This is a genomic window from Pragia fontium DSM 5563 = ATCC 49100, from assembly GCF_900112475.1.
Lineage (GTDB): Bacteria > Pseudomonadota > Gammaproteobacteria > Enterobacterales > Enterobacteriaceae > Pragia > Pragia fontium.
This window is the reverse complement of record NZ_FOLW01000007.1, coordinates 125,648-148,747: the sequence shown is the minus strand read 5'-3', so window position 1 is coordinate 148,747 and position 23,100 is coordinate 125,648. Positions and strand designations below refer to the sequence as shown.

Below are 23,100 nucleotides of genomic sequence, written 5' to 3'. Positions count from 1 at the left end.
CGATTTTGGCTAGTTTAACATGAGAGTCTCTATCTGTGCATTTCAGCCAGTTAAGATAAATGTTGTCTCCGCTTGTTTAGCGATTTTTTCTCATTTTTATCCTACTGTAAAATTGATAGTAAAAATATGTTTACATTAATGGATTATAAAGTTTACACTTGGCTGGTAGTGTTATATTCTCTTCAATATCTGGTGTTTTAACCTTGTTGGGTTGGATGGTTTTAAGGAATAAAAAATGATCATGCAAAAAGATAAATTAAATAACGTCAATATTAGTGACGAGCAGGTTTTGATTACGCCAGAAGAGCTAAAAGCTAAGTATCCACTCAGCGCTATCGATGAAGGGAGTATTTCTGCTTCTCGTCAGACTATTTCGGATATTTTACACGGGCGTGACAAGCGCTTGTTGGTGGTTTGTGGCCCTTGCTCGGTTCACGACCCGGATGCGGCGATTGAGTATGCTCACCGATTAAAGAAATTAGCCGATGAAACTAAAGACCAACTATTTATTGTTATGCGCGTCTATTTTGAGAAGCCAAGAACTACCGTTGGTTGGAAAGGGCTGATTAACGATCCACATATGGATGGTTCTTTTGATGTTGAACATGGTTTGCATTTGGCTCGCAAATTACTGCTTGAACTGGTTTCAATGGGATTACCGTTAGCCACCGAGGCGCTGGATCCTAACAGTCCACAATATTTGGGCGATCTGTTTAGCTGGTCAGCGATTGGTGCACGTACTACCGAGTCTCAGACCCACCGTGAAATGGCATCAGGTCTTTCTATGCCGGTTGGTTTTAAAAATGGCACCGATGGCAGCTTGGGTACAGCCATTAATGCGATGAAAGCGGCTGCAATGCCTCACCGTTTTGTGGGGATTAATCAGTCCGGTCAGGTCTGTCTGCTACAAACGCAGGGTAACCCAAACGGTCATGTTATTCTGCGCGGTGGTAAAACCCCTAACTATGAGGCCGAACATGTTCAGGCCTGTGAAGAGCAGATGAAAAAGGCGGGCTTGAACCCTGCACTGATGATTGACTGTAGCCACGGTAATTCGAATAAAGACTTCCGTCGCCAGTCAGAGGTGGTTTATTCCTGTTTGGAACAGATTAAAGCGGGTAATCGCTCCATCATTGGTCTGATGTTAGAAAGTAATATTCATGAAGGTAATCAATCATCAGAACAGCCGCGCAGCGATATGCGTTACGGTGTTTCCGTGACGGATGCCTGTATCAACTGGGAAACCACCGATACTTTGCTGCGTCGTGTACATCAGGAGTTAAAACAGCGAGAGCTAGTTTGTCAGTGATTTTTATCAACATTTATTGATATATTAACTTATCGAACTTCGTCGCCATTGGGCGACGAAGTGCTTATTAGAATAAGAGCATATAGCGTTCTGTTTTAGGAGATATAAGACAAATGGTGGCTGAGCTGACGACCCTGCGCGATCAGATTGACGAAGTTGATAAAGCGTTATTAAAACTGCTGGCAAAACGGTTGGATCTGGTTGCAGAAGTCGGAGAGGTAAAGAGCCAATATGGTTTACCTATTTATGTTCCTGAACGTGAAATCAGTATGCTGGCTTCTCGACGTGAAGAAGCGCAGCAACTTGGTGTGCCGCCTGATTTAATCGAAGATGTGCTGCGTCGCATTATGCGTGAATCCTACACCAGTGAAAACGATAAAGGCTTTAAGACATTAAAGCCGGAGATGGGGCCGATCGTGATTGTTGGTGGTCAGGGCAAAATGGGACAGCTGTTCAGTAAATTGCTTAAGCTCTCCGGCTATCAGGTTCGCGTGCTGGAGCAGAATGACTGGCCTGATGCTGAAAGCATTCTATCTGGAGCAGGAATGGTGATGGTCAGCGTACCGATTCATATTACTGAACAGGTTATTCAGCGACTGCCTAAGCTACCAGAGGCGTGTATTCTGGTGGATTTAGCATCGGTGAAGAGTCCGCCATTGCAGGCGATGTTGGACGTCCATAGCGGACCAGTACTCGGTTTGCACCCGATGTTTGGCCCTGATGTAGGTAGTTTGGCTAAGCAGGTTATTGCTTATTGTGATGGACGTCAGCCAGATGCGTATCAGTGGTTTTTACAGCAGCTTCAGGTGTGGGGTGCCAAGCTACAGGCGATCAATGCTGTAGAACACGATAAAAATATGGCATTTATTCAGGCATTACGTCACTTTGCTACCTTTACCTATGGGCTAAACCTCTCCCATGAGAAGGTGCAGCTTGAACAGCTGTTAGCGCTGTCTTCACCGATTTATCGTTTGGAACTGGCGATGATTGGCCGCCTGTTTGCTCAAGATGCTGAGCTGTATGCGGATATCATTATGTCGTCCAAAGATAACCTGGCATTGATTAAACGCTATTATGCCTGCTTTGGTGATGCTATTGGTTGGTTGGAGAATGGCGATAAAGCGGAGTTTATCGATAACTTTAATCAGGTAAAAGCGTGGTTTGGTGACTATGCAACGCACTTCTTAAACGAAAGTCGTACGCTGTTGCGTCAGGCTAATGATAGTCGACAATAAACGATGTTAACGTTGCCACGCCCGTCGGGCGTGGCGCTGCGTAGCGTCAGATCGTCACTTCAGGCATGTTTCTACCGTAGTAAATTTCCTGCATCTCTTTACGCAACAAACGCGTGATATATTGGCGTTCATTCTTATCCAAATCTTCCGGCTTAGCATTAAACAGGTAATGATCGAGGTCGAACTCTTTCAGCATCATCTTGGTATGAAAGATATTCTCCTGATAAACATTTACGTCCACCATATGGTAAAGCGACGTAATGTCTGCCGTCATAAAATTCTGGATGGAGTTAATTTGATGGTCGATATAGTGTTTTACGCCACTGATATCGCGAGTAAAACCGCGTACTCGGTAGTCCAGAGTGACAATATCGGACTCAAGCTGATGAATCAGATAATTGAGCGCTTTTAACGGAGAAATCACACCACAGGTCGACACTTCGATATCTGCCCGGAAAGTACAGAGCCCGCCTTGGGGATGGCTTTCAGGATAAGTATGAACACAGATATGGCTTTTATCCAAGTGGGCAACGACTGAATCAGGCAGCGGACCGGGATGTTCAGACTGGTCTACCAGGCTGGGATCTATCGGTTCTTCGCTAATCAAAATAGTGACGCTGGCACCCTGAGGATCGTAATCCTGACGGGCAATATTGAGAATATTTGCGCCAATAATTGAACAGGTTTCGCTCAGGATTTCAGTTAGCCGATTCGCGTTATATTGTTCATCGATGTAAGCAATGTATTGCTCTCTGTCATGGGCCGTTTTGGCATAACAGATATCATAAATACAAAAACTCAGGCTTTTGGTTAAGTTATTGAAGCCGTGCAGTTTTAGCTTATGCAATTTGGGTCACCGCCTTATGTTCAGGTTGATAGAAAGAGATATTATTATTGGGATAATGCATCTTGTAAATATTGCGGTAAGGCAAAACTACCAAGGTGTATCGCCGGATTGTAATAGCGACAGTGCATGCCTGATGCTGTAAATCGGGATTCTATAGTTGTTAACTGATGGTGACGTAATTGAGGGTTCTGGCTTGCCCAAGCAAAAGTCATGATTCCACCGTAATAGGTTGGAATGGCTGCCTGATAAAAACTGACGTCTTCAAAGTAATTGGCGAGCTTTTGGTGACTATTAACGGCTTCATCCTGTTGTAAAAAGCACACACCATTTTGGGCAACAAAGATGCCATTTTCATTGAGGCAGCGGGCACATCCCTGATAGAAATCAGAGGTAAACAGGCTTTCTCCCGGGCCGATAGGGTCGGTACAGTCGGAGATGATCACGTCGAATTTCAGCTCGGTTTGGTTAACGAAGTTAACGCCGTCTTCAATTACCAGATTAAAACGAGGATCTTCATAGGAACCCGCGCTGTGGTGTGGCAAGTATTCACGGCAGAATTCAACCACGTTGGCATCGATTTCCACCATGGTGATGTGCTCTACGCCTTGGTGACGACAGACTTCGCGTAGCATTCCTCCATCACCACCGCCAATAATCAGGATTCGCTTGGCTTTACCGTGAGCGAAAATGGGGATATGGGCCATCATTTCATGATAAATAAATTCATCGCGCTCTGTCGTTTGCACGACGCCATCCAGAGCCATAACGCGACCCATAACATCATTTTCAAAAATGATCAGATCCTGATGGTCGGTTTTATTGTGATATAAGGTTTTCTTAATGGAAAAAAACTGCCCAAAGCCGCTATGTAGCGTTTCAAACCAGATCTCTTTATCAGACATTACCGCGAATCCTTTGTATCGGACAAAAAAGTGAGCGCGTTATAATAACGGACTCACTGTCGTTATGCACGATTAATGGCTATTCATTTGTTTTCTCAGATAATTAATCGGCTGGTTTTTAGGATCACGGCGGAGTAAGGGCAAAAGAGTAAAGCGCTGTCGGCCGTTAGTGGGCCATGATACCGAATGAATCTTTGGATAGGGCTTTACACTTAATCTCTTGAGGAATCGGGATTTTTTTTAAATCGTTATAGCTGGACTGCCCCAGGGCTTCCATATTGATTTGATTGTAGTTGCTTAAATCCCAACGGTTTTGTTGTGCAAAATAGATCAACGCTCGTTTGATCTCGGGGATAGGCAGGTCTTGGTACCCGCACTCTCTTTTCAGATAGAAGAATACCGCGGTAAGGTCGGCTAATTCTTCAGCTTCCGATTCTGTTAGCGCTTGGCAGGTTGATGAAAACCCGACAAGTGACAGCAGTAGTAATGGGAGGGTAAAAATAGATTTATTATTCATTATATCGACATTAATTTTATTAATGTTATGACGTTAGCATATTGTAATGCATTGAGAAAACTTTTTTGTTCGGCTATCTACCAATGGTGGAGTTTTAGTCTACTTTGGCTGATGATATTAGATGTGTCAGCTTGGGAAAGTCAGATTCATCTTTTCGGATGCTGATGAACCATGACTTTTCCTATTTTACCGATCATTTTTTCCTCGTTTATCTTTAACTGTGATAACGGTAATCTGATGGCGTTGTAGAGAACATTTTCTTAAAGGCTCGGGTAAAACTCTGTTGAGAATCAAACTGGTATTGGTAGGCAATATCAGCGATGGTTCTTTTGCTTTGTTTTAACTCTGAAGCGGCATTTTGTAAGCGTTTTTTACGAATATAGTAAGCCAGAGAATCACCGGTAGTGTCTTTAAATAACCGCTGTAAATGCCATTGGGAATAACCTGATTTAGTTGCAACCCGCTTAACGGTTAATGGCTCCTCCAGATGACCTTCAATCCAATTGACTAACTCTTTAATAATGGTGGTTTGAAGCATAACTCATTACCTTTTGTTGATTTTAGAACCGGCGTCGATTGGCTAAGATTATTTCAGCTTGTAGCAGCATCTGATGGCTATAACTCAACATATACAGATGGCAGTTGCAGCCTAATTTATTACCAATCTTCTATTATCACTCTCACATTTAGTACTGTACGGTACAGTATTTTAAGCAAGGAAAAGAGTCAAATTAAACAGCATTAAAAGTCAAAGGAATACCGAGGGGCAGCAGGGCTGAAAAGCGTGGTTTTTTTGTTGGTTATTTGTACATATGTTAAAAAAAATGAGCATTAAAAGCTAATCTGGATCACATTTTTAGTTTTATTATCCTTGCATAGATTGAATTAAATTGACTTAGATTTTTATTAATTTATCAATTTAATCAATGCATTGATTTATTCTTCTATCGTAATTTAAGTTATTTTTATTATGATATTCAAATATTTTAAATAAGCAACGAAGGTAAACATCATGAAAGTTTCAACAACTCTAGCCGCTCTGTTATTAACCTTTAGCGTCGGTTCAGCTTATGCAGCAACTCAGGTTACCAGCCAGCAGGCCAGCCAATTACAAAGTATGGGGTCTATTTCAAAATCGGTTCAGGCTATCGATCTTGATGATGCAGTCAATGCCTTGGCTAAACAGGCTGAAAGCGAAAATGCCTCTTACTATCGCGTTATTGCTGCAGAATCTCCTGATAACTCGAATAGCTGGCATGTATCAGCAGAAATCTATCGTTAATATTTTTAGTGAAATCCAGAGATAAGGTTCGCAGGGGAGATGAGAACTAGCACTGAGGAATAATATTTTTATCCGTTGATTTTTCCGGCGTATGATAAGCAGTATTTGAATCCTTGAAGGGGCAGAAAAATGAAAGCGTTCGCGATTCTGTATGCCATGTTTCTTACTTTCTGCATCAATACTGCTTATGCCATTACCGAAGTTATCAATACCGATCAGGTTGAAAAGATGAATCTCCAGAGTATGGGAGTGATTGCTGAGACGGTAAGGGCCGATACGCTGGATGAAGCGGTAAAGGCTATTGAGACTAAAGCGGAAAAGCAGGGGGCGCTATATTATCGGATTATTGGTGCAAGATCTTACGACACCTCTCCCTATTGGCGGATTTCAGCACAGCTATATAAAAAGTAATAGATAAAACGTTACATATAACAAGTTATATGAGTCTATCTGAATCCCCACCGGATAATACCGGAGGGGATTTTTATCGTTTGCCAAACGGCTATTACAGGCCTTTAGCAGGATCGTAGTCAAAGGCTACCAGTGAATCAGTACCATGTCTTAACATTGGGATGACTTGGCCCGCCACTGCAACGTGATCGGGGTGGAATAGGTAGATATCCCGGTCTGCTGCATTATCAAACTCAATTTCAAAGCCATAATCGAAACCGTGATTCATGCCTTCATTGCTGTCGTATTTACCATATTTAAATGACTTAATTTGAGGAATGGTTTTGCCTAATCCTTCAAGCAGAGCAAAGGCATGTTTGATTTCTTCTGGCGTATGACTTTCTTTGAACTGTAGTAACACAATATGCTTCATCATAATCTCGATTCCTTGATCTTAAATATTTATAACCCGCAAACAGGTCGCGGGTGCTTAGCCTGGTAAAATTAATGTGCAATACGTCTGAATTGACGGCGAGCTATCAGTGCGATTTCTATTGGTAAACGCCCGATTGAACTCGCACTCTAAAAATACCTTATTTCTTATGCCAAATTTCGTTAAATTGGGCCACGGCGGCTTCTGCAAACTGTGGTTCGTTAATATTGTAAGGGACGCGGATCAAGCGACGACGCTCGGTTTGAATAACCGTTTTCTCCAATGCTTCAAACAATGCGGCATCATTTTCCGGCGACCAGAATAGCTGCCCTGGGGCATCCAAGGCTGATACGCCACCTTCAGGGATTAAAAAGCGCACTTCACCTTCACAAGCGTTCAGCTTATGACCGATCCATTCGCCCAGCTTTTGATTCTCTTCTTTGGTAGTACGCATCAGGGTGACCTGTGCATTATGGGAATAAAACAGGCGATCTTTATAGTGGGTGGGAATGGTCTCAGGATTGCCGAAATTGACCATGTCCAGTGCACCGCAGGAGCCAACATAAGGAATTTTAGTGGCTGCTACGACATCCAGACGATCTGGGCCACAGGCCAACACGCCACCGAACAGGTGATCACAAATTTCGGTGGTGGTGATGTCCAGCATGCCGTCGAGTAGATGACTGGCCGCCAGTTTTTCCATTGCCATACCGCCGGTTCCGGTGGCATGGAAGGTTAGACAGTCAAATTTATCTGCCAGATGTGTCGAAATAGCTTGCATACAAGGCGTCGTTACGCCAAACATGGTTAATCCTAACGCTGGTTTTTCGTTTTTGACTTCAGGAACTGAGTATTTAACCGCGCCAGCCATGCTATGAGCGGCATTAGCCAATACTTGACGAGAAATTCGGTTTAATCCGGCAATATCGGTAACGGAATAGAGCATCGCGATATCGCTGGCACCAACATAGTTAGCCACGTCACCGGAAGCCATGGTAGAAACCATTAATTTGGGAATGCCAATAGGCAAAGCCTGCATTGCCGGGGTAATTAAAGCGGTACCGCCGGAGCCCCCTAGACCAATTAAACCTGCAACATCGTCGCGTGATAGCAGGAAGTGTTGGAACGCTAGAGCCATGGCAACCATTGATTTTCCGCGGTCACCGCAGAACACACTTTTTTCACCCAGTGGATGAAAGCGTGCCACTTCTTGAGCTGAAATAGTGGAGTCAAAGTCATTTTCTGCAGATTTTGTAGATAAATCAACGGTAGTGACCAAAAGGTCAGTTGCATTAATCAGGTCCCGAATGTACAAAGCCTCTTCACTTTTTGTATCAAAAGTGGTGGCAATATAAATCGATTTCTTTTTCATCGTAACACTTCCTTGGCTCTGAAATTATTTAGACGAGGGTGTAAAACTAGTGAACGCTACATACTTTAACGCATGTATGCATAATAGCCAAAATGAGACTGGGGTATCGTATAAAAAATGAGAAATGACTTACAGAACGGACAAAAAGTCGCTTCAAATGAACAGCAGCCGGTTTTAACGCGTGCCCGTGCTCGTACACTTAACAAGCTAATTTCCACTGCGATGGATATGCTTGAACAAGGGTGGTTTCCTTCGATCACGGAATTGGCAAATGCAGCTGGTGTTTCACGTGCAACGGCCTATCGCTACTTTCCAACCCAGAGTGTTTTGGTTTCATCGATTGTTGATGAAAGTTTAGGGCCAATTCAGGAATGGGCTCCCCAAGAGAATACCGTTGGTGAGCGTATTTCAGCGCTGTTGGAGTTTGCTTATCCTCAGTTGGAAAAACATGAAGGGGCATTACGCGCGGCGCTTCAGGTTTCTTTACAACAGTGGGCCGACCTGCGCTCACAGAAGCTGGATAAAGAGAAAGACCAGAGTACGTTATTTGTTCGGGGTAATCGCAAGCGCTTGGTTGAGCTTGCCGCAGAACCGATGAAAGACAAAGTGGCTTCAGATGATTTAGAACGTATGAAGCACGCGTTTTCTCTGATTTATGGTTCCGAAGTGTTTCTGGTGTTTAAAGACATTTGGAATCTGGATTCCGATCAAATTCAGGATGTTGTTCAATGGATGGGCAAAGCAATTGTCCGTCAGGTTGAAGAAGATGCCGGAATTAAAAATTGATTTTATGGCCGGTTAATCACGCTAACCGGCCATCTTGATTGTTAGTACAGATATTCTCCTACCCCATTTGTTGTTGAAGCAACACATCGCACCAATAGCAGAGTTGTGTTAAACTCATGCGCTTTCTATTCTTCCGTCCAAAAGGATAATACGATCGGTGCGCCTGATCGGTTTTTCACTATGAAACACATTGTTGAAGTTATGCTTACCGAGCAAGACGTAAAAACGCGTATTGCTGAACTCGCCTCAGAGATTAATGAACGTTATGGTGACAGCGGTCGAGAGCTGGTTTTGGTCGGTCTGCTGCGTGGTTCTTTTATTTTTATGGCCGATTTGTGCCGTATGATTACGGTTAATCATGAAGTCGATTTTATTACGGCATCCAGCTATGGCAGCAGCATGAGTAGCAACCGTGACGTTAAAATTCTGAAAGATTTGGATGAAGATATCCGCGGTAAAGATGTCTTGATTGTCGAAGACATTATCGATACCGGCTATACGCTGACTAAAGTGCGGGAAATTCTGGAACTGAGAGAGCCGAATTCAGTCGCGCTATGTACTCTGTTGGATAAACCTTCCCGACGTGAAATTCAGGTACCGATTGATTATATCGGTTTTTCTATTGAAGATGAGTTTGTTGTGGGCTACGGCATTGACTATGCACAACGCTATCGCCATCTTCCTTATGTCGGAAAAGTGGTATTGCTGGACGAATAAGATCGCTTGAGATAATTAAAATGGAACGTGCATGTTAATCACGTTCCATTTTAGCCACTAACGATAGTGTGGGTTATTTATCTGTTGCCAGCAGAGTGGAAATAGCCTTGCGATATAACAGTTCAAGTGATTCACGGCTGGAAGCGCTGACTTCCAAATCGCGTAATTTTCCATCCTGCATACCGTATACCCAACCATGAACCAGAACTTTCTGACCTCTTTTCCAGGCAGACTGAACAATAGTGGAATGGCCCAGGTTATAGACTTGCTCAACTACGTTAATTTCACTGAGCAAATCGGCACGTTTTTCTGGTGGAAATTCGCCAATTAATGAGCTGTGTTTGTACCAGAGGTCGCGAATGTGCAGTAGCCAGTTGTTAATCAGTCCTAGTTCTGGATTATTAATTGCTGCGGTAACCCCGCCACAATCATAGTGCCCACAAATAATAATGTGTTCTACTTCCAGCACTTCGACGGCATATTGCACAACGGACAGGCAGTTAAGATCGGTATGAATCACCAGGTTGGCAACGTTACGATGAACAAACAGTTCTCCCGGCTCCAGACCGGTTAAGCGTTCGGCGGGCACTCGGCTGTCAGAGCAGCCAATCCATAGAAAACGTGGTTTTTGTGCCAATGCCAGACGCTCAAAAAACTCTGGATCATCGTTACTGATACTGGCTGACCAGACCTCATTGTTATGCATTAGTCGTTCAATTTCTTTCATACAGTTTAATAGCTCACAGTTTGCAATGGCGTTAATATAAGGTAACGGTCATGTTTTTCAAAACCGAACCACTGATTAACTATAGTCTGATGTTAGTTGCGGATGATTGTTTGCTCGAAAGCGGACCTGATGTTGTCCCTTTATGGTGTTGAGGGATAACGATAATCAGTTTATTTTATACCTGAAAAAAATGTTTCTATAGTGCTAATTGTAATCTATTAAGTATAGATGTACCGGATGAACTACGATATAAGTCAGAGAGATTTCAGTTCATCGTCTTTTTTAGTATCTGACACAAGGTAATCCCTAATTTATGACATACGCGTTGGAATTATCGCAATTGAGTAAGGTTTACGCCGGTGGTGTGAAAGCGTTGCGAGGCATAAATCTGAACGTGGAAGCCGGCGATTTTTATGCGCTGCTTGGTCCTAACGGAGCAGGAAAGTCCACAACCATCGGTATTATCAGCTCTTTGGTCAACAAAACGTCCGGCCAGGTTCGGGTGTTTGGCTATGATATTGATAATGATTTGGTGAATGCCAAGCGCCAGCTCGGTCTGGTTCCACAGGAATTCAACTTTAATCCATTTGAAACCGTCATGCAGATTGTGGTGACGCAGGCCGGTTACTACGGCGTTCCTCGTCAGGAAGCGCTTAATCGAGCGAAAACTTATCTGCAGCGACTGGAGCTTTGGGAAAAGCGCAACGAGAAAGCGATGCGTCTTTCCGGCGGTATGAAACGCCGTTTGATGATCGCCAGAGCTTTAATGCATCAGCCAAAATTGCTGATTCTTGATGAACCGACGGCAGGCGTAGATATTGAACTGCGTCGTTCGATGTGGCAATTCCTGAAAGAGCTGAATCAGCAAGGGATTACCATTATCCTGACCACTCACTATTTAGAAGAAGCAGAGATGCTGTGCCGTAATATTGGCATTATTCGTCAGGGTGAGCTGGTAGAAAATACCTCAATGCGCGAACTGCTGTCTAAGCTGAAGTCAGAAACCTTTATTCTTGATTTAGCGCCTAAAAGCCCTATTCCTCAGCTGGATGGCTACGTTAGCCGCCTGATTGACACGGCGACGCTGGAAGTCGATGTAGAAAGAGAGCAGGGGTTAAATAGTGTATTTGCTCAGCTTAGTGCCCAGGGTGTATCCGTTCTGAGTATGCGTAATAAAGCCAACCGACTCGAAGAACTGTTCGTTCATTTGGTTAATGATTATAAGGAAGAGACGGAATGATTCATTTGTACTGGGTTGCGCTAAAAAGTATCTGGGTCAAAGAGGTCACCCGTTTCGGTCGTATCTGGGTTCAGACGCTGGTACCGCCAGTGATTACCATGACGCTTTATTTTATTATCTTCGGTAATCTGATTGGATCTCGTATTGGTGACATGCAGGGCGTGGACTATATGCAGTTCATTGTTCCTGGTTTGATTATGATGTCGGTGATTACCAATTCCTACTCTAATGTGGCGTCGTCATTCTTTGGTGCTAAATACCAGCATAGTATTGAAGAATTGCTGGTAGCGCCGGTGCCGACCCACATTATCATTCTCGGCTTTGTCGGTGGTGGGGTGGCAAGGGGAGTTTGTGTTGGTGTCTTGGTAACTTTGGTTTCGTTGTTCTTCGTTTCGCTGGAAGTGCACTCATGGTGGGTGATTGCCGTGACGTTATTGTTGACGTCGGTGCTGTTCTCTTTGGGTGGGCTGGTTAATGCCATTTTTGCTGAAACTTTCGATGACATCAGTATTGTGCCAACCTTTGTGTTAACACCACTGACTTATCTGGGGGGCGTATTTTACTCGTTAACCCTGTTGCCACCAGTTTGGCAGGCTATTTCAAAAATTAACCCGATCGTTTATATGATCAGCGGTTTCCGTTACGGTTTTCTGGGGATCTCCGATGTCTCGCTGGCGTTAACTTTTGGCGTATTAACGGCGTTTACTGCAGTTTTTTATCTGTTAAGTTGGTGGTTAATTTCCCGTGGACGCGGGCTGCGTAGTTAATTTTGTAACGATTAAAGGATTCAAGGATGAATGCTTTCAGGATAATAACGGTGCTGATATTACTGATTGCACCGTTAATGATGTTTAATCCATCCTTAAAAGCGGAAGGCCAGCGCTCGGAGCGATTGATTGAAAAACCCAATAACCGAGTGTTGGCTCTTAGCGCTGAGCAGCAGATTGGTAAGACGCTGTATTACGATCCCGCCTATGTATCGATAGCGTATCCAGATGGTGATGTGCCGATAGCGCGCGGAGTATGTTCTGATGTTGTTATTCGAGCTCTACGGGCTCAAGGGGCTGATTTACAGCGTTTGGTACATCAGGATATGAAAGTTAACTTTGCGGCTTATCCGCGTATCTGGGGCCTGAAAAAGCCGGATACAAATATTGATCATCGACGCGTGCCAAATCTTGAAACTTATTTTAAACGGCATAGAATGGAGCGGCAGGTAACAAGCAACGCTTCGGACTATTTACCCGGTGATATTGTTTCCTGGCGTCTAAATAATGGATTACCACATATAGGTATTGTGACTGACCGTTATACCCGAGAAGGGCGGCCTTTAGTCGTTCACAATATAGGTTCTGGTGTGCGGGCTGAAGATATTTTATTTCTATGGTCGATTAGCGGACATTACCGTTACTTCAAGAAATAATCGGGCATGACAATAGGATTTTAGTCATGTTTAGCTTTATGTGTGAATAAAAACAATGTGTTATATTCAATCCCATTGCCGCCAATCATTTTTATTTCTATAAGAAATATATCGCTTATGAGCCTTAAACGTTTTTCTATCACACAGATTATTTTATCTTTATTGATTGTATTGTTTGTAGCAAGCAACGCTTACTCTGAGACCGAGAATGAATATAACGATGAAGAGATGATTCCGGTTCAGGTTCGTATTGTTGAAGACAGTGAGATTTTAGCTCAGGTTGGTAACAACATTATTAAAGTAGGTCGTCTGAATAAAGATGAAGAAATGATGGTCTACCCATTAAGTTCAGACTATTACGAGTTTACTTTTGGTAATGCGCATGGATTGATTTCCAGAGATGATGTGTTACCGATGAGAAAATCAAAAAATATCCTCGGATTAGCGCTCACTAATTTACAGAAAATCAATCAGAACTTAATTACCGTTCGTCCAACCACTATTTATAATCATCCTAAGGACAATAGCTCTGTGTTTGGTGTGTTGGAAGAGAACCTGCGCTACCCGATTATAGGGCGGCTAAGAGAAAGTGATGATTCACTTTGGTATGAAATTAATATTGGTGATGATGCGAAATACATCCGCGCTGATGAGTGTGAGCTGGATAACGGCGTTCCAATTCTAACCTATCACCATATTTTGAAAGACAGCGAGAATAAGTATTTTCGGCATACCTCAACCACGACATCGGATACTGCGTTTGATAGTCAAATGGCGTATTTGAAAGAAGCGGGATATGAAACGATTTCGCTGTATCAGTTGGAAGGTTATTTGAATAATAGCGTTAATATTCCGGCTAAAGCGCTGGTACTGACGTTTGATGATGGGCTGAAGTCGGTATATCGCTACGCTTATCCAGTATTAAAGAAATATGATCTGCAGGCGACCGCATTTATTATTTCTTCACGTATTAAGCGCCACCCTCAGGCGTGGGATCCTAATGATCTGCAGTTTATGAGTATTAGTGAGTTAAAACAAATTCAGGAAGTATTTGATATTCAGTCCCATACTCATTTTTTGCATCGTTATTCCGATGATAAACTGCCGGTGTTGTTAAGCCGTACGGAACATAACATCGAACTGGATTTTGAGCATTCTCGCCGGGCATTGACCCAGTTTAATCCAAAAGTGATTTATCTTTCCTATCCTTTTGGTGGTTATAACGCTGACGCTATTCAGGCGGCGAGGCTGGCAGGCTACCATTTAGCAGTAACCACGGTCAGAGGAAAAGTGAAGCCGGGTGATAACCCATTTGCGCTTAAGCGACTCTATATTTTAAAAACAGACTCAATTACTGCGATGGCTGAACGTATTGCTAATACACGTTCTGATGTTAAACCAATACAGCCTAAACAGTAGCTGTTTCATTACACTGTTTGATGATGAACAGTCTCGTCAGATGCGTAAAAAACGCGGTTTCTACCATCTGACTTTGCCTGATATAAGGCGCGGTCGGCGAGGCGGAAAAGTGAAAGGCTATTTTTATCACCGTCTTGACCGCTGCTACTTATGCCAATGGATATCGTAATGCGGATCCGGGTGCCATTAGAGAGTATAAAGGGATGGTTCGCGACTTCTCGGCAAATATCTTCGCCAATTTTTTTAGCCAGAGGAGCAGGACAGTCAATCAGGATGACTGAAAACTCCTCGCCACCAATGCGAAACACCTTCTGTCCGTAGGCGGTGTGAGCGTTCAGAATAGAAGCAATCTCTTTTAGCACCAGATCTCCGGCGTCATGACCGTATATATCGTTAACTTTTTTAAAGTAATCAATATCTATCAGCATCAATACGGTATTTTCTTTATATTGATTAATGTGTCGTATTGCCCGATCAAACATCCGTTTGTTTAATAAACTGGTTAAAAAATCGTGTTGAGCTTGCCCTTGATAGGTGAGTATCTCTAGTTTTTTGCGTTTTAAATCTTTAAGCAACATCATTGCCAGATACATACTCACTGCAGTGAATAAGGTTATCAATAGGGTAAACTCGCCAAATTTGACTAAGTTTGGACCAGTGCTGTAGGCGTAGCCGATAACGATAAAACTAAGGGTAATAATGCTAAATAATATGGCTCGATAGCGTATTGAACGACGGATGTAATATGAACAAACGGTTAATACCAGACCAATAATGCAATAGTTAATAGCAACGATCGTGCCGGTTTCGGTGAAGCTAATAATTATGCAGGAAATAGAAATGATGATTGCTGTAATTAATGCAGCAAGTGGTCCAACATAGCATGCGGCAATCAGCAGCGGAATATGCCTCAGGTCTATCGGAGGGTAATCAATGGTTGAAATCGAGAATTTCATTAATAAAAAACAGAGTAGACCATTAAAAAAACCGATCTGTATTTTTTTCCCTACGGGGATTCGAGAATCTAAAGGTAGTCTGGACAGTTTGGAGATAAAGTAAAAGCCAGCAATTAATACGCTGATATTAATAATAATACCTTCAAAAAACATGGCACAACTCCGAAGGCTTTAAATGGATGGTAATATCCCTATTTCATTATTTAAGCATAGATAACGCGCTTAACTTTGTAAAAAATAATCCTTAATTAATCTGCAGATAGATAAAATTAAAACCGTGTATATCACGTCATCCGCCTAGTGACGATGGGGGGACTAGCGATATTCGCGCTTTAATCTGAAGAGTATATTATTCCAGAAACCAAGGTTCCAGACCATCGGCAGGTATACGTTGGAGCATTTCCGCCAGGCTTATGCCATTAGGCAATACCAGATCTGGTGCGATATCCGCGAGCGGATAGAGCATAAATGCCCGATTATGCATATCGTAGTGGGGAACAGTCAGGCGCAGTGTGTTAATCGTTTGGTTATCAAACAACAGAATGTCTAAATCCAGAGTACGTGGCCCCCAGCGCTCATCCTTTCTGACGCGTCCCTGATTTAACTCTATCAATTGGGTGGCGTCCAGCAGTTGCTCTGGCTGCAACTGTGTCGTGATTTCAACCACGGCATTCAGATAGTTGGGCTGATCTTGCGGGCCCAGAGGTTTGGTTCGGTAGAAACGAGAACAGTTAACTAATTGCGTTTGGGGAATGTGTTTAATCGCATCTAAGGCCGCGTCGATCTGCGCCAGCGGTTGATTCAGATTACTTCCTAATGCGATAAATACCTGAGCCATAATGTATTTCCCCTTGTGCTTCGTACTGGTATCCAGCGATGGCTTTGCCTGTTATGTATTAAGCCTCCGATTGGAGGCTTAAGTCAGAACTATTGCTGTGGTTTCGGCGTATGCTTTCTTGGCCGACGGGTTCTACGGTGGCGGCTCGGTTCATCATCCAGCGAGTTCAGCATGGATTTTTGACGCTGCATATCGGCCTGTTGGAACTCATCCCACCAGTGGCTCAGCTTCTGTAATTCGCCTTTTTCGATATCAGCCCGTAGTTGTAACAGATCGAAGGCCGCCCGGAACTTAGGATGCTCCATCAGCTTATAAGCCTTCTTACCTTGACGGCGAGGTAGGCGTAACTGCAGCTGCCAGATATCACGAACTAATGCGGTAATTCGTTTAGGGATAGACAGCGTACGGCACTGTTCGTCCAGAATATCATTCATCGCCAGAGCAAAGGCATCGTAATAGACTAAGCCGCTCTCTTGAGCCAGCTTCTGAGCGTGTTCTACCAGCGGATACCATAACATAGCGGCAAACAGGAAAGCTGGATTAACTCGCTTACCGTTTTGCAGACGGTTATCGGTATTCTTCAGTACCTGGTTGAGGATCTTCTCCATGTTGCCGTCACCCTGAGGGGTAAAGTTCCGGTGAATAATCGGGAACAATGACTCAAACAGGTGATGTTCGCGCAGTTGTTGATAGGTCGCATAGCCATATCCTGACTGTAGCAGTTTTAAGGCTTCTTCAAACAGTCTTGCTGGCGGAATTTCGTTGAGTAGATGCGCCAGATGAACAATCGGCGCTGCGGTGGCAGGTTCAATCTTCATATCCAGTTTGGCGGCAAAGCGAACAGCGCGGAGCATTCTAACCGGGTCTTCGCGATAGCGAACTTCAGGATCGCCGATTAAGCGGATAACGCCCTGCTGTAAATCTTGCAGGCCACCGGTAAAGTCGCGTAAGGTAAAGTCGCTGGCGCTGTAATATAAGCTATTGATGGTAAAGTCCCGACGATTAGCATCTTCGGTAATTGAACCATAAACGTTATCGCGTAATAGCATGCCATTATTGGCCTGCTGAGAAGCGTCTTTATCGTTATTATCGCTGTGGCCGCCGCGGAATGTGGCGACTTCAATAATTTCTGGGCCAAACATAATATGAGCCAGACGAAAACGCCTACCGATCAGACGGCAGTTGCGAAACAGCTTACGTATTTGCTCCGGCGTGGCATTGGTGGTGATATCGAAGTCTTTCGGCTTTTTATTCAACAGTAGATCGCGGACACCGCCGCCAACCAGATAGGCTTCATAGCCGGATTTATTGAGACGATAAAGTACCTTCAGGGCATTATCGCTAATGTCCTGACGTGAAATAGTGTGCTGTGCACGCGGAATAATCACCACATCCTGACAATCGTGGTTTTCTTGTGGCGTGTCTGAATCAGACTCTCGAGTGAGTACCTTGCGGCAAAAGTTAGCTACGCGGGTAAAAATAGGACACCTCGGTCATTGTGTATCTGTTTGCGATAAGTCATACCATTTAGCAGACGGATAAAATAGGTAACGATAACGTTAGTATATAGCCTGCTGTAAAAATGGCGCCCTATCATAGCTCACACCGCACCATTTGAGAATGGAAAGTGTAAGGTTAATGCGGGTTGTTTTGGTACCCGCGTGCTATCCCAGTGCTTAACCGCCCATGTTAACAAGGCTTCAAGGGAAGCATCCTGCCAACTTTCAGGTAAGGATTGACCTAAAAATGCAATCGCTTTTGCTAAAATAGGTAAAGGATTATCAAGCGGCAAAGGACGAGCATGATTCTGTTTGGATAGTTTGTTGCCATCCGGACTCAAGGCCAGAGGAAGATGGAAATAGTCCGGCTCATGCCAACCCAATAGGCGATAAAATGCAATTTGCCTAACGGTTGGCTCGATTAAATCTGCGCCACGGACAATTTCAGTCATCCCCTGAAAGTGGTCGTCAATGACCACTGCAAGATTATAGGCAAATAGTCCATCTTTGCGATGAATAATAAAATCTTCGCTGGCAAAAGCGCTATCGGCGCACAGTTTACCCAAATGACGATCTTCAAAGCTGTATACCGGCTGTAATAAACGCAGGCGCGTAGAGGCTTCTTCCGGGGGTAAATTTAAGTTGCGACAGTGGCGATCGTAAATGCCTCCGGAGTGTTGAATCTGCGTCCGGCTACAGTGGCAGTAATAGCAGAGATCTCGTTGATAGAGATCGTGTAATACCTGCTTGTAAGCATCGCTACGCTGAGACTGGTATAACACTTCACCATCCCAATGTAAGCCGTAATATTCAAGGGTATTCAGGATACGTGCCGCTGCACCAGCGACTTCTCTGGGGGGATCAATATCTTCAATGCGCACCAACCAATTACCATGGTTTGATCTAGCCTGTAAAAAACTACCCAAAGCGGCAATCAGGGAACCAAAATGTAAATCTCCAGAAGGAGAAGGGGCGAAACGCCCCACATAATGATTAGTCATTAAAGAGACTGAGTGATACGGGGAGGACTAATATGAACATCATTTTCTGTCACGCTATCCACCAAATACTGGGTGAGATAGTTATCCTCACCGACAAAGCCGATGAGGGTTTCAGATGTGATGAGCGAATTAGCCTGCCATTTGCTTTTCGCGAATTTCAGCCAGAGTCTTACAGTCGATACACAGATCGGCAGTAGGACGAGCTTCTAAACGGCGAATACCAATTTCGACGCCGCAGGATTCACAATAGCCAAAATCCTCTTCTGCGATTTTCTGCAGAGTCTTATCAATTTTCTTAATCAGCTTACGTTCACGGTCACGATTCCGTAATTCCAGACTAAACTCTTCTTCCTGCGTCGCGCGGTCAGCAGGGTCGGGGAAGTTAGCCGCTTCGTCTTGCATGTGGCTGACCGTACGATCGACTTCGTCTCTCAGTTGGCCCCGCCATGCTTCAAGAATCAGCTTGAAATGTGTAAGCTGGGCTTCGTTCATATACTCTTCTCCAGGCTTCTCTTTATAAGGCTCTAAGCCTGCGATAGCCAGGATACTTAAGGACGATGTTTTACGCTTTTGCCCTTCTTGCATTTTGCTTCTCCTACAAAATACGCGTTGTAGTTTTACACTAGAGAAAAAATCAGGCCGCTATAAATAACAGATGAAGATGAAGTTAGCAATTTTTCCTACGTTAAGTATGACAATACTGTGCAAAAAAGCATGTTCTTGTAGGTACAACCGTTGCTTATTTAACCAAAACACCCTTTTCTGATTACTTTACGTCCAAAAATTTAACGTGTGACAGATACTGGTTCTCGCAAAACAATCTCTGTTGGCGAGAGGTCTGCCTTACAGCAGATGACTTCGACACCGAGTTTTTGAACTTGTTCAAAAAGCTTAGCGTACGTTGGATCTATATGTTGTGCCACTGCAACATGATTAATACCAGAATGTAGTACTGCAAACAATAAAACTGCCCGATGGCCTTGCTCTACCATGCTTTGTAATTCCCTAAGATGCTTCTGACCGCGTAGGGTGACCGCATCAGGGAAATAGCCGCAGGACTGTTGTAATAGCGTGACCGACTTCACCTCAATATAGCAATCGGCAAGGTCAGGCTCCTGTAGCAGAAAGTCGATACGGCTGTTTTCTTCACCATAACGAACTTCGCTGCGTATCGTATTATAGATGGTTAATTCCTTTATTGTTTTATTTGCCAGCGCTTCTTTAACTAAGGCATTAGCCTGAAGCGTATTCACGCAGATAAAATCACCGGATTGAGTCTGGGTTAGCTCCCATGAGTGAGCGTATTTCCGTTTAGGATTGGTAGAGGTTGAGTACCAGACGGTATCGCCAGGTTCGGCACAGCCGGTCATAGCTCCGGTATTGGCACAGTGCAGAGTCAGTAATTCACCCTGTGGGGTCGTCACATCGGCAAGAAAACGCTTATAGCGTTTAATCAATATTGCTGACTGTAGTGGCGTTGGGAATTTCATAAGGCTTCCTGTGGTCAGTCTTAGTCCTGAAAGTCATGGTATACCGATAAATTGGGTAACCTATACTTAAGGGGGCTACATTATTCATGATGTGTCTGCTTTGGTAAATGAATGAAAGTTCTCCTGCTGGAAGATTATCGGATTGTTACACTAACGGGCAGATAAACGTTATTATCGCGGCTTATTATCAGAGTGGAGTGACATGTGTCTTTGCCGATTAGTGAAGTTCTTCAGCCCCTGCTTGATGCCTTAAAGCAGAGCAGCACTGTCTTATTGCAGGCACCGCCGGGAGCCGGTAAGTCTACCTGGCTGCCGCTGAAGCTGCTTGAGCAGCCGTGGATTGCCGGGAGAATTATCATGCTAGAGCCTCGCCGATTAGCGGCGCGCAGCGTGGCACAGCGTTTGGCTCAGCAATTAAATGAATCAGCAGGCGAGCGCATTGGCTATCGTATGCGCTCTGAAAGCCTCACTGGACCCGCAACCCGTCTGGAAGTAGTAACGGAAGGCGTACTGATCCGTATGCTTCAACAAGATCCCATGTTGGACGGGGTTTCACTGGTCATTCTGGATGAATTCCATGAGCGTAGCCTGCAGGCCGATTTGTCATTGAGTTTATTACTCGATGTGCAGAGCGGTTTACGTGACGATCTAAAACTACTGATCATGTCGGCCACCTTGGACAATCATAAATTACAGCAGTTTTTGCCTCAGGCGCCAGTTATCAGCGCCGAAGGGCGAAGCTTTCCTGTCGAGCGATACTATGTCTCGTTGCCCGCATTAGGTTATTTTGAGGAAAAAGTCGCGGTGGTTGTCCGACAGATCCTTAATCAGCATTCAGGTTCTATGCTGCTATTTTTACCCGGCGTGGCCGAAATTAAACGGGTACATGACTCTCTTGCTGGCTCCTTAACGTCCGATATCGATCTGTGTCCACTCTACGGGGCGTTATCGCTGGCTGAACAGCAAAAGGCGATTTCGACTTCGGTAGCTGGTCGACGTAAAGTGGTATTGGCTACTAATATTGCCGAAACCAGTTTGACCATTGACGGCATTAGTCTGGTGGTCGATAGCGGTCTGGAACGCGTCGCTCGTTTTGATGCCCGAACCGGATTAACTCGGTTGATTACCCAACGTATTTCCAAAGCCTCAATGACCCAGCGTGCCGGACGAGCCGGGCGCTTGATGGCAGGTTCCTGCTGGCATCTGTTGGCGAAAGAGCAGGCTGAGCGAGCCGCCGAGCAGAGTGAGCCGGAAATTATGCAGGCTGATTTATCCACCTTGCTGATCGAATTATTGCAGTGGGGATGTCGGGATATTCAGCAAGTGCGCTGGTTGGATCAACCGCCTTTGGCTGCACTGACCGCGGCGCGAACGCTATTGGTACAGTTGGGGGCATTGGACGGTGAAGGTCTGTTAACCCGTGCTGGCCGTCGAATGTCTGAAATGGGGTGTGAACCCCGCTTGGCGGCGATGATCACTTATGCTGAAACGCTGAACGGGCATGCACTGGCTACAGCACTATTATTAACCGCAATTATTGAAGAACCGCCGCGTAATGGCGCGAGGGATATCGGTTATTGGCTTAGTCATCCGCAAGCTCAGTGGACTAAACGGGCTAAACAATTGGCTCAACGTATCAATCGGCCAATTGCCTCGGTTGATAGTAATGAGGTGCCTTTTCTACTGGCGGTAGGTTTTGCCGATCGAATCGCCCAAAAACGCGGTGAAGAAGGGCGTTATTTGCTGGCTAACGGCATGGGGGCTCAGCTTGATACCGACGACGGGTTGTGCCGTTCGGATTGGCTGGTGAGTGCATCGTTGTTGCAGGGGGCGAATAGTCCTGATGCGCGTATTTTATTGGCGGCAAAAGTTGAGCCAGAGCAATTGATCGCTCGTCTGCCGCAGTTAGTGAGGCAACAAAGCGCCATCGAATGGGATGAAGAAAAAGGCACGTTACGGGCATGGCAGCGCCAGCAAATTGGTCGATTAGTGTTGAAAGCGACGCGGTTAACCAAACCCTCGCAGCAGCAATTGCACTCGGCATTGCTTAACTGGGTTAGAGCTCAGGGGATTGCCGCATTGGGTTGGGATGAACCAGCTATTCAGCTCAGAACTCGTATTTTGCGGGCTCAGCAATGGTTACCGCAGGAATCATGGCCTGATATGAGCGATGACGGGTTGCTTGATACATTGGAGCAATGGCTATTACCTTCTTTGAATAACGTCAGTGATATTAAAGGATTAAAGCTGATTAACCTGTCGGACGCTTTGACTCGTAAGCTGGACTGGCAACAGCGCCAACGTCTGGATAGTGCACTGCCGACCAGCTATTGCGTACCAACCGGTTCTCGTTTACCGATTCGTTACGATAGCGAACGGCCACCGGTGCTGGCCGTCAGATTGCAGGAAATGTTCGGTGAAAAGAGCACTCCGCTAATTGCCGATGGCCGAATTTCGCTGGTGGTTGAACTACTTTCACCGGCGCACCGGCCATTACAGATTACTCAGGATCTGGCTGCTTTTTGGCAGGGCGCTTATAAAGAGGTACAGAAAGAGATGAAGGGGCGTTATCCAAAACACGTTTGGCCCGATGACCCGGCAAATGCTGTTGCTACCCGTAAAACAAAACGCTTCTATAATGGATAAAAGGATCGTTACGGAGTGTAAAAAACGGCTAGCCTATTAATAGGCTAATTAGGGTACAATGCGCCACAATT

24 protein-coding genes are annotated in these 23,100 nt (G+C 44.6%); 11 read left to right on the top strand and 13 right to left on the bottom strand.

Annotated elements, in window-relative coordinates; translation table 11 throughout:
- Window positions 1-241: 241 nt before the first annotated feature.
- Together BMZ28_RS11665 and tyrA are read left to right on the top strand one after the other, a co-directional pair.
- Window positions 242-1,309, top strand: coding sequence for a 3-deoxy-7-phosphoheptulonate synthase (locus BMZ28_RS11665; RefSeq protein ID WP_047782733.1), 1,068 nt, complete (start codon window positions 242-244; stop codon window positions 1,307-1,309).
- Window positions 1,310-1,422: 113 nt separating this feature from the next.
- The gene (gene tyrA, locus BMZ28_RS11660; protein ID WP_074823389.1) at window positions 1,423-2,544 is read left to right on the top strand and encodes a bifunctional chorismate mutase/prephenate dehydrogenase; all 1,122 of its coding nucleotides are present in this window, start codon (window positions 1,423-1,425) and stop codon (window positions 2,542-2,544) included.
- 46 nt (window positions 2,545-2,590) lie between these two features.
- On the opposite strand, the gene speD is transcribed toward tyrA, so the two are convergent.
- The 4 genes from speD to BMZ28_RS11640 all read right to left on the bottom strand — a co-directional run bounded on the left by speD (window position 2,591) and on the right by BMZ28_RS11640 (window position 5,348).
- On the bottom strand, window positions 2,591-3,391 hold the full coding sequence (speD, locus tag BMZ28_RS11655; protein ID WP_047781690.1) for an adenosylmethionine decarboxylase: 801 nt from the start codon (window positions 3,389-3,391) through the stop codon (window positions 2,591-2,593).
- Window positions 3,392-3,435: 44 nt separating this feature from the next.
- Window positions 3,436-4,293, bottom strand: coding sequence for a polyamine aminopropyltransferase (gene speE / locus BMZ28_RS11650; protein WP_047781689.1), 858 nt, complete (start codon window positions 4,291-4,293; stop codon window positions 3,436-3,438).
- A gap of 166 nt (window positions 4,294-4,459) precedes the next feature.
- Entirely contained in the window at window positions 4,460-4,810 is a 351-nt protein-coding gene (locus BMZ28_RS11645) for a YacC family pilotin-like protein (protein ID WP_047781688.1), read from the bottom strand.
- A 214-nt stretch (window positions 4,811-5,024) separates the two neighbouring features.
- A complete protein-coding gene (locus BMZ28_RS11640) occupies window positions 5,025-5,348 on the bottom strand; it encodes a helix-turn-helix domain-containing protein (RefSeq protein ID WP_053007640.1) in 324 nt (107 codons plus the stop codon).
- Between the two features lie 474 nt (window positions 5,349-5,822).
- Here BMZ28_RS11640 and BMZ28_RS11635 point away from each other — a divergent pair, with 474 nt between their 5' ends.
- Together BMZ28_RS11635 and BMZ28_RS11630 are read left to right on the top strand one after the other, a co-directional pair.
- The gene (locus BMZ28_RS11635) at window positions 5,823-6,092 is read left to right on the top strand and encodes a YdgH/BhsA/McbA-like domain containing protein (protein ID WP_047781687.1); all 270 of its coding nucleotides are present in this window, start codon (window positions 5,823-5,825) and stop codon (window positions 6,090-6,092) included.
- Between the two features lie 129 nt (window positions 6,093-6,221).
- The gene (locus BMZ28_RS11630; protein ID WP_074823386.1) at window positions 6,222-6,503 is read left to right on the top strand and encodes a YdgH/BhsA/McbA family protein; all 282 of its coding nucleotides are present in this window, start codon (window positions 6,222-6,224) and stop codon (window positions 6,501-6,503) included.
- 94 nt (window positions 6,504-6,597) lie between these two features.
- On the opposite strand, the gene BMZ28_RS11625 is transcribed toward BMZ28_RS11630, so the two are convergent.
- Entirely contained in the window at window positions 6,598-6,918 is a 321-nt protein-coding gene (locus tag BMZ28_RS11625; protein WP_047781685.1) for a Dabb family protein, read from the bottom strand.
- Window positions 6,919-7,075: 157 nt separating this feature from the next.
- The gene (locus tag BMZ28_RS11620; RefSeq protein ID WP_074823383.1) at window positions 7,076-8,287 is read right to left on the bottom strand and encodes a Tm-1-like ATP-binding domain-containing protein; all 1,212 of its coding nucleotides are present in this window, start codon (window positions 8,285-8,287) and stop codon (window positions 7,076-7,078) included.
- A 117-nt stretch (window positions 8,288-8,404) separates the two neighbouring features.
- Between BMZ28_RS11620 and BMZ28_RS11615 the strand changes: the two genes are divergently transcribed.
- Window positions 8,405-9,073: a TetR/AcrR family transcriptional regulator gene (locus BMZ28_RS11615; protein ID WP_047781683.1), complete on the top strand. Its 669-nt coding sequence runs from the start codon at window positions 8,405-8,407 to the stop codon at window positions 9,071-9,073.
- A gap of 180 nt (window positions 9,074-9,253) precedes the next feature.
- Complete coding sequence (hpt, locus tag BMZ28_RS11610) at window positions 9,254-9,790, top strand: hypoxanthine phosphoribosyltransferase (RefSeq protein ID WP_047781682.1); 537 nt, start codon at window positions 9,254-9,256, stop codon at window positions 9,788-9,790.
- Window positions 9,791-9,863: 73 nt separating this feature from the next.
- Here hpt and can read toward each other — a convergent pair whose 3' ends face one another.
- Window positions 9,864-10,517, bottom strand: a complete 654-nt coding sequence (gene can / locus BMZ28_RS11605) for a carbonate dehydratase (protein ID WP_047781681.1) — start codon at window positions 10,515-10,517, stop codon at window positions 9,864-9,866.
- A gap of 313 nt (window positions 10,518-10,830) precedes the next feature.
- On the opposite strand from can, the gene BMZ28_RS11600 reads away from it, so the two are divergent.
- From BMZ28_RS11600 to BMZ28_RS11585, 4 genes are all read left to right on the top strand, one after another.
- Window positions 10,831-11,757: an ABC transporter ATP-binding protein gene (locus BMZ28_RS11600; RefSeq protein ID WP_047781680.1), complete on the top strand. Its 927-nt coding sequence runs from the start codon at window positions 10,831-10,833 to the stop codon at window positions 11,755-11,757.
- Window positions 11,754-12,524: an ABC transporter permease gene (locus BMZ28_RS11595; RefSeq protein WP_047781679.1), complete on the top strand. Its 771-nt coding sequence runs from the start codon at window positions 11,754-11,756 to the stop codon at window positions 12,522-12,524. The genes BMZ28_RS11600 and BMZ28_RS11595 overlap by 4 nt, the downstream gene beginning before the upstream one ends.
- Before the next feature lie 44 nt (window positions 12,525-12,568).
- On the top strand, window positions 12,569-13,180 hold the full coding sequence (locus tag BMZ28_RS11590; protein WP_248296104.1) for a DUF1287 domain-containing protein: 612 nt from the start codon (window positions 12,569-12,571) through the stop codon (window positions 13,178-13,180).
- A 117-nt stretch (window positions 13,181-13,297) separates the two neighbouring features.
- A complete protein-coding gene (locus tag BMZ28_RS11585; RefSeq protein WP_074823376.1) occupies window positions 13,298-14,599 on the top strand; it encodes a polysaccharide deacetylase family protein in 1,302 nt (433 codons plus the stop codon).
- Between the two features lie 8 nt (window positions 14,600-14,607).
- Here BMZ28_RS11585 and BMZ28_RS11580 read toward each other — a convergent pair whose 3' ends face one another.
- From BMZ28_RS11580 to sfsA, 6 genes are all read right to left on the bottom strand, one after another.
- Window positions 14,608-15,708 carry a GGDEF domain-containing protein gene (locus tag BMZ28_RS11580; RefSeq protein WP_047781677.1) on the bottom strand — a complete coding sequence of 367 codons (1,101 nt, stop codon included), beginning with the start codon at window positions 15,706-15,708 and terminating at the stop codon, window positions 14,608-14,610.
- Window positions 15,709-15,904: 196 nt separating this feature from the next.
- Window positions 15,905-16,393: a 2-amino-4-hydroxy-6-hydroxymethyldihydropteridine diphosphokinase gene (folK, locus tag BMZ28_RS11575; protein ID WP_074823372.1), complete on the bottom strand. Its 489-nt coding sequence runs from the start codon at window positions 16,391-16,393 to the stop codon at window positions 15,905-15,907.
- An 89-nt stretch (window positions 16,394-16,482) separates the two neighbouring features.
- On the bottom strand, window positions 16,483-17,874 hold the full coding sequence (gene pcnB / locus BMZ28_RS11570) for a polynucleotide adenylyltransferase PcnB (RefSeq protein WP_074823369.1): 1,392 nt from the start codon (window positions 17,872-17,874) through the stop codon (window positions 16,483-16,485).
- A gap of 119 nt (window positions 17,875-17,993) precedes the next feature.
- The gene (gene gluQRS / locus BMZ28_RS11565) at window positions 17,994-18,893 is read right to left on the bottom strand and encodes a tRNA glutamyl-Q(34) synthetase GluQRS (protein WP_074823366.1); all 900 of its coding nucleotides are present in this window, start codon (window positions 18,891-18,893) and stop codon (window positions 17,994-17,996) included.
- Window positions 18,894-19,022: 129 nt separating this feature from the next.
- Window positions 19,023-19,478: an RNA polymerase-binding protein DksA gene (gene dksA / locus BMZ28_RS11560; RefSeq protein WP_047781673.1), complete on the bottom strand. Its 456-nt coding sequence runs from the start codon at window positions 19,476-19,478 to the stop codon at window positions 19,023-19,025.
- A 200-nt stretch (window positions 19,479-19,678) separates the two neighbouring features.
- Window positions 19,679-20,383, bottom strand: coding sequence for a DNA/RNA nuclease SfsA (gene sfsA / locus BMZ28_RS11555; RefSeq protein WP_074823363.1), 705 nt, complete (start codon window positions 20,381-20,383; stop codon window positions 19,679-19,681).
- Between the two features lie 210 nt (window positions 20,384-20,593).
- On the opposite strand from sfsA, the gene hrpB reads away from it, so the two are divergent.
- Window positions 20,594-23,029 (top strand): ATP-dependent helicase HrpB, encoded by a 2,436-nt coding sequence (hrpB, locus tag BMZ28_RS11550; RefSeq protein WP_074823488.1) that lies wholly within the window; start codon window positions 20,594-20,596, stop codon window positions 23,027-23,029.
- Window positions 23,030-23,100 lie beyond the last annotated feature (71 nt).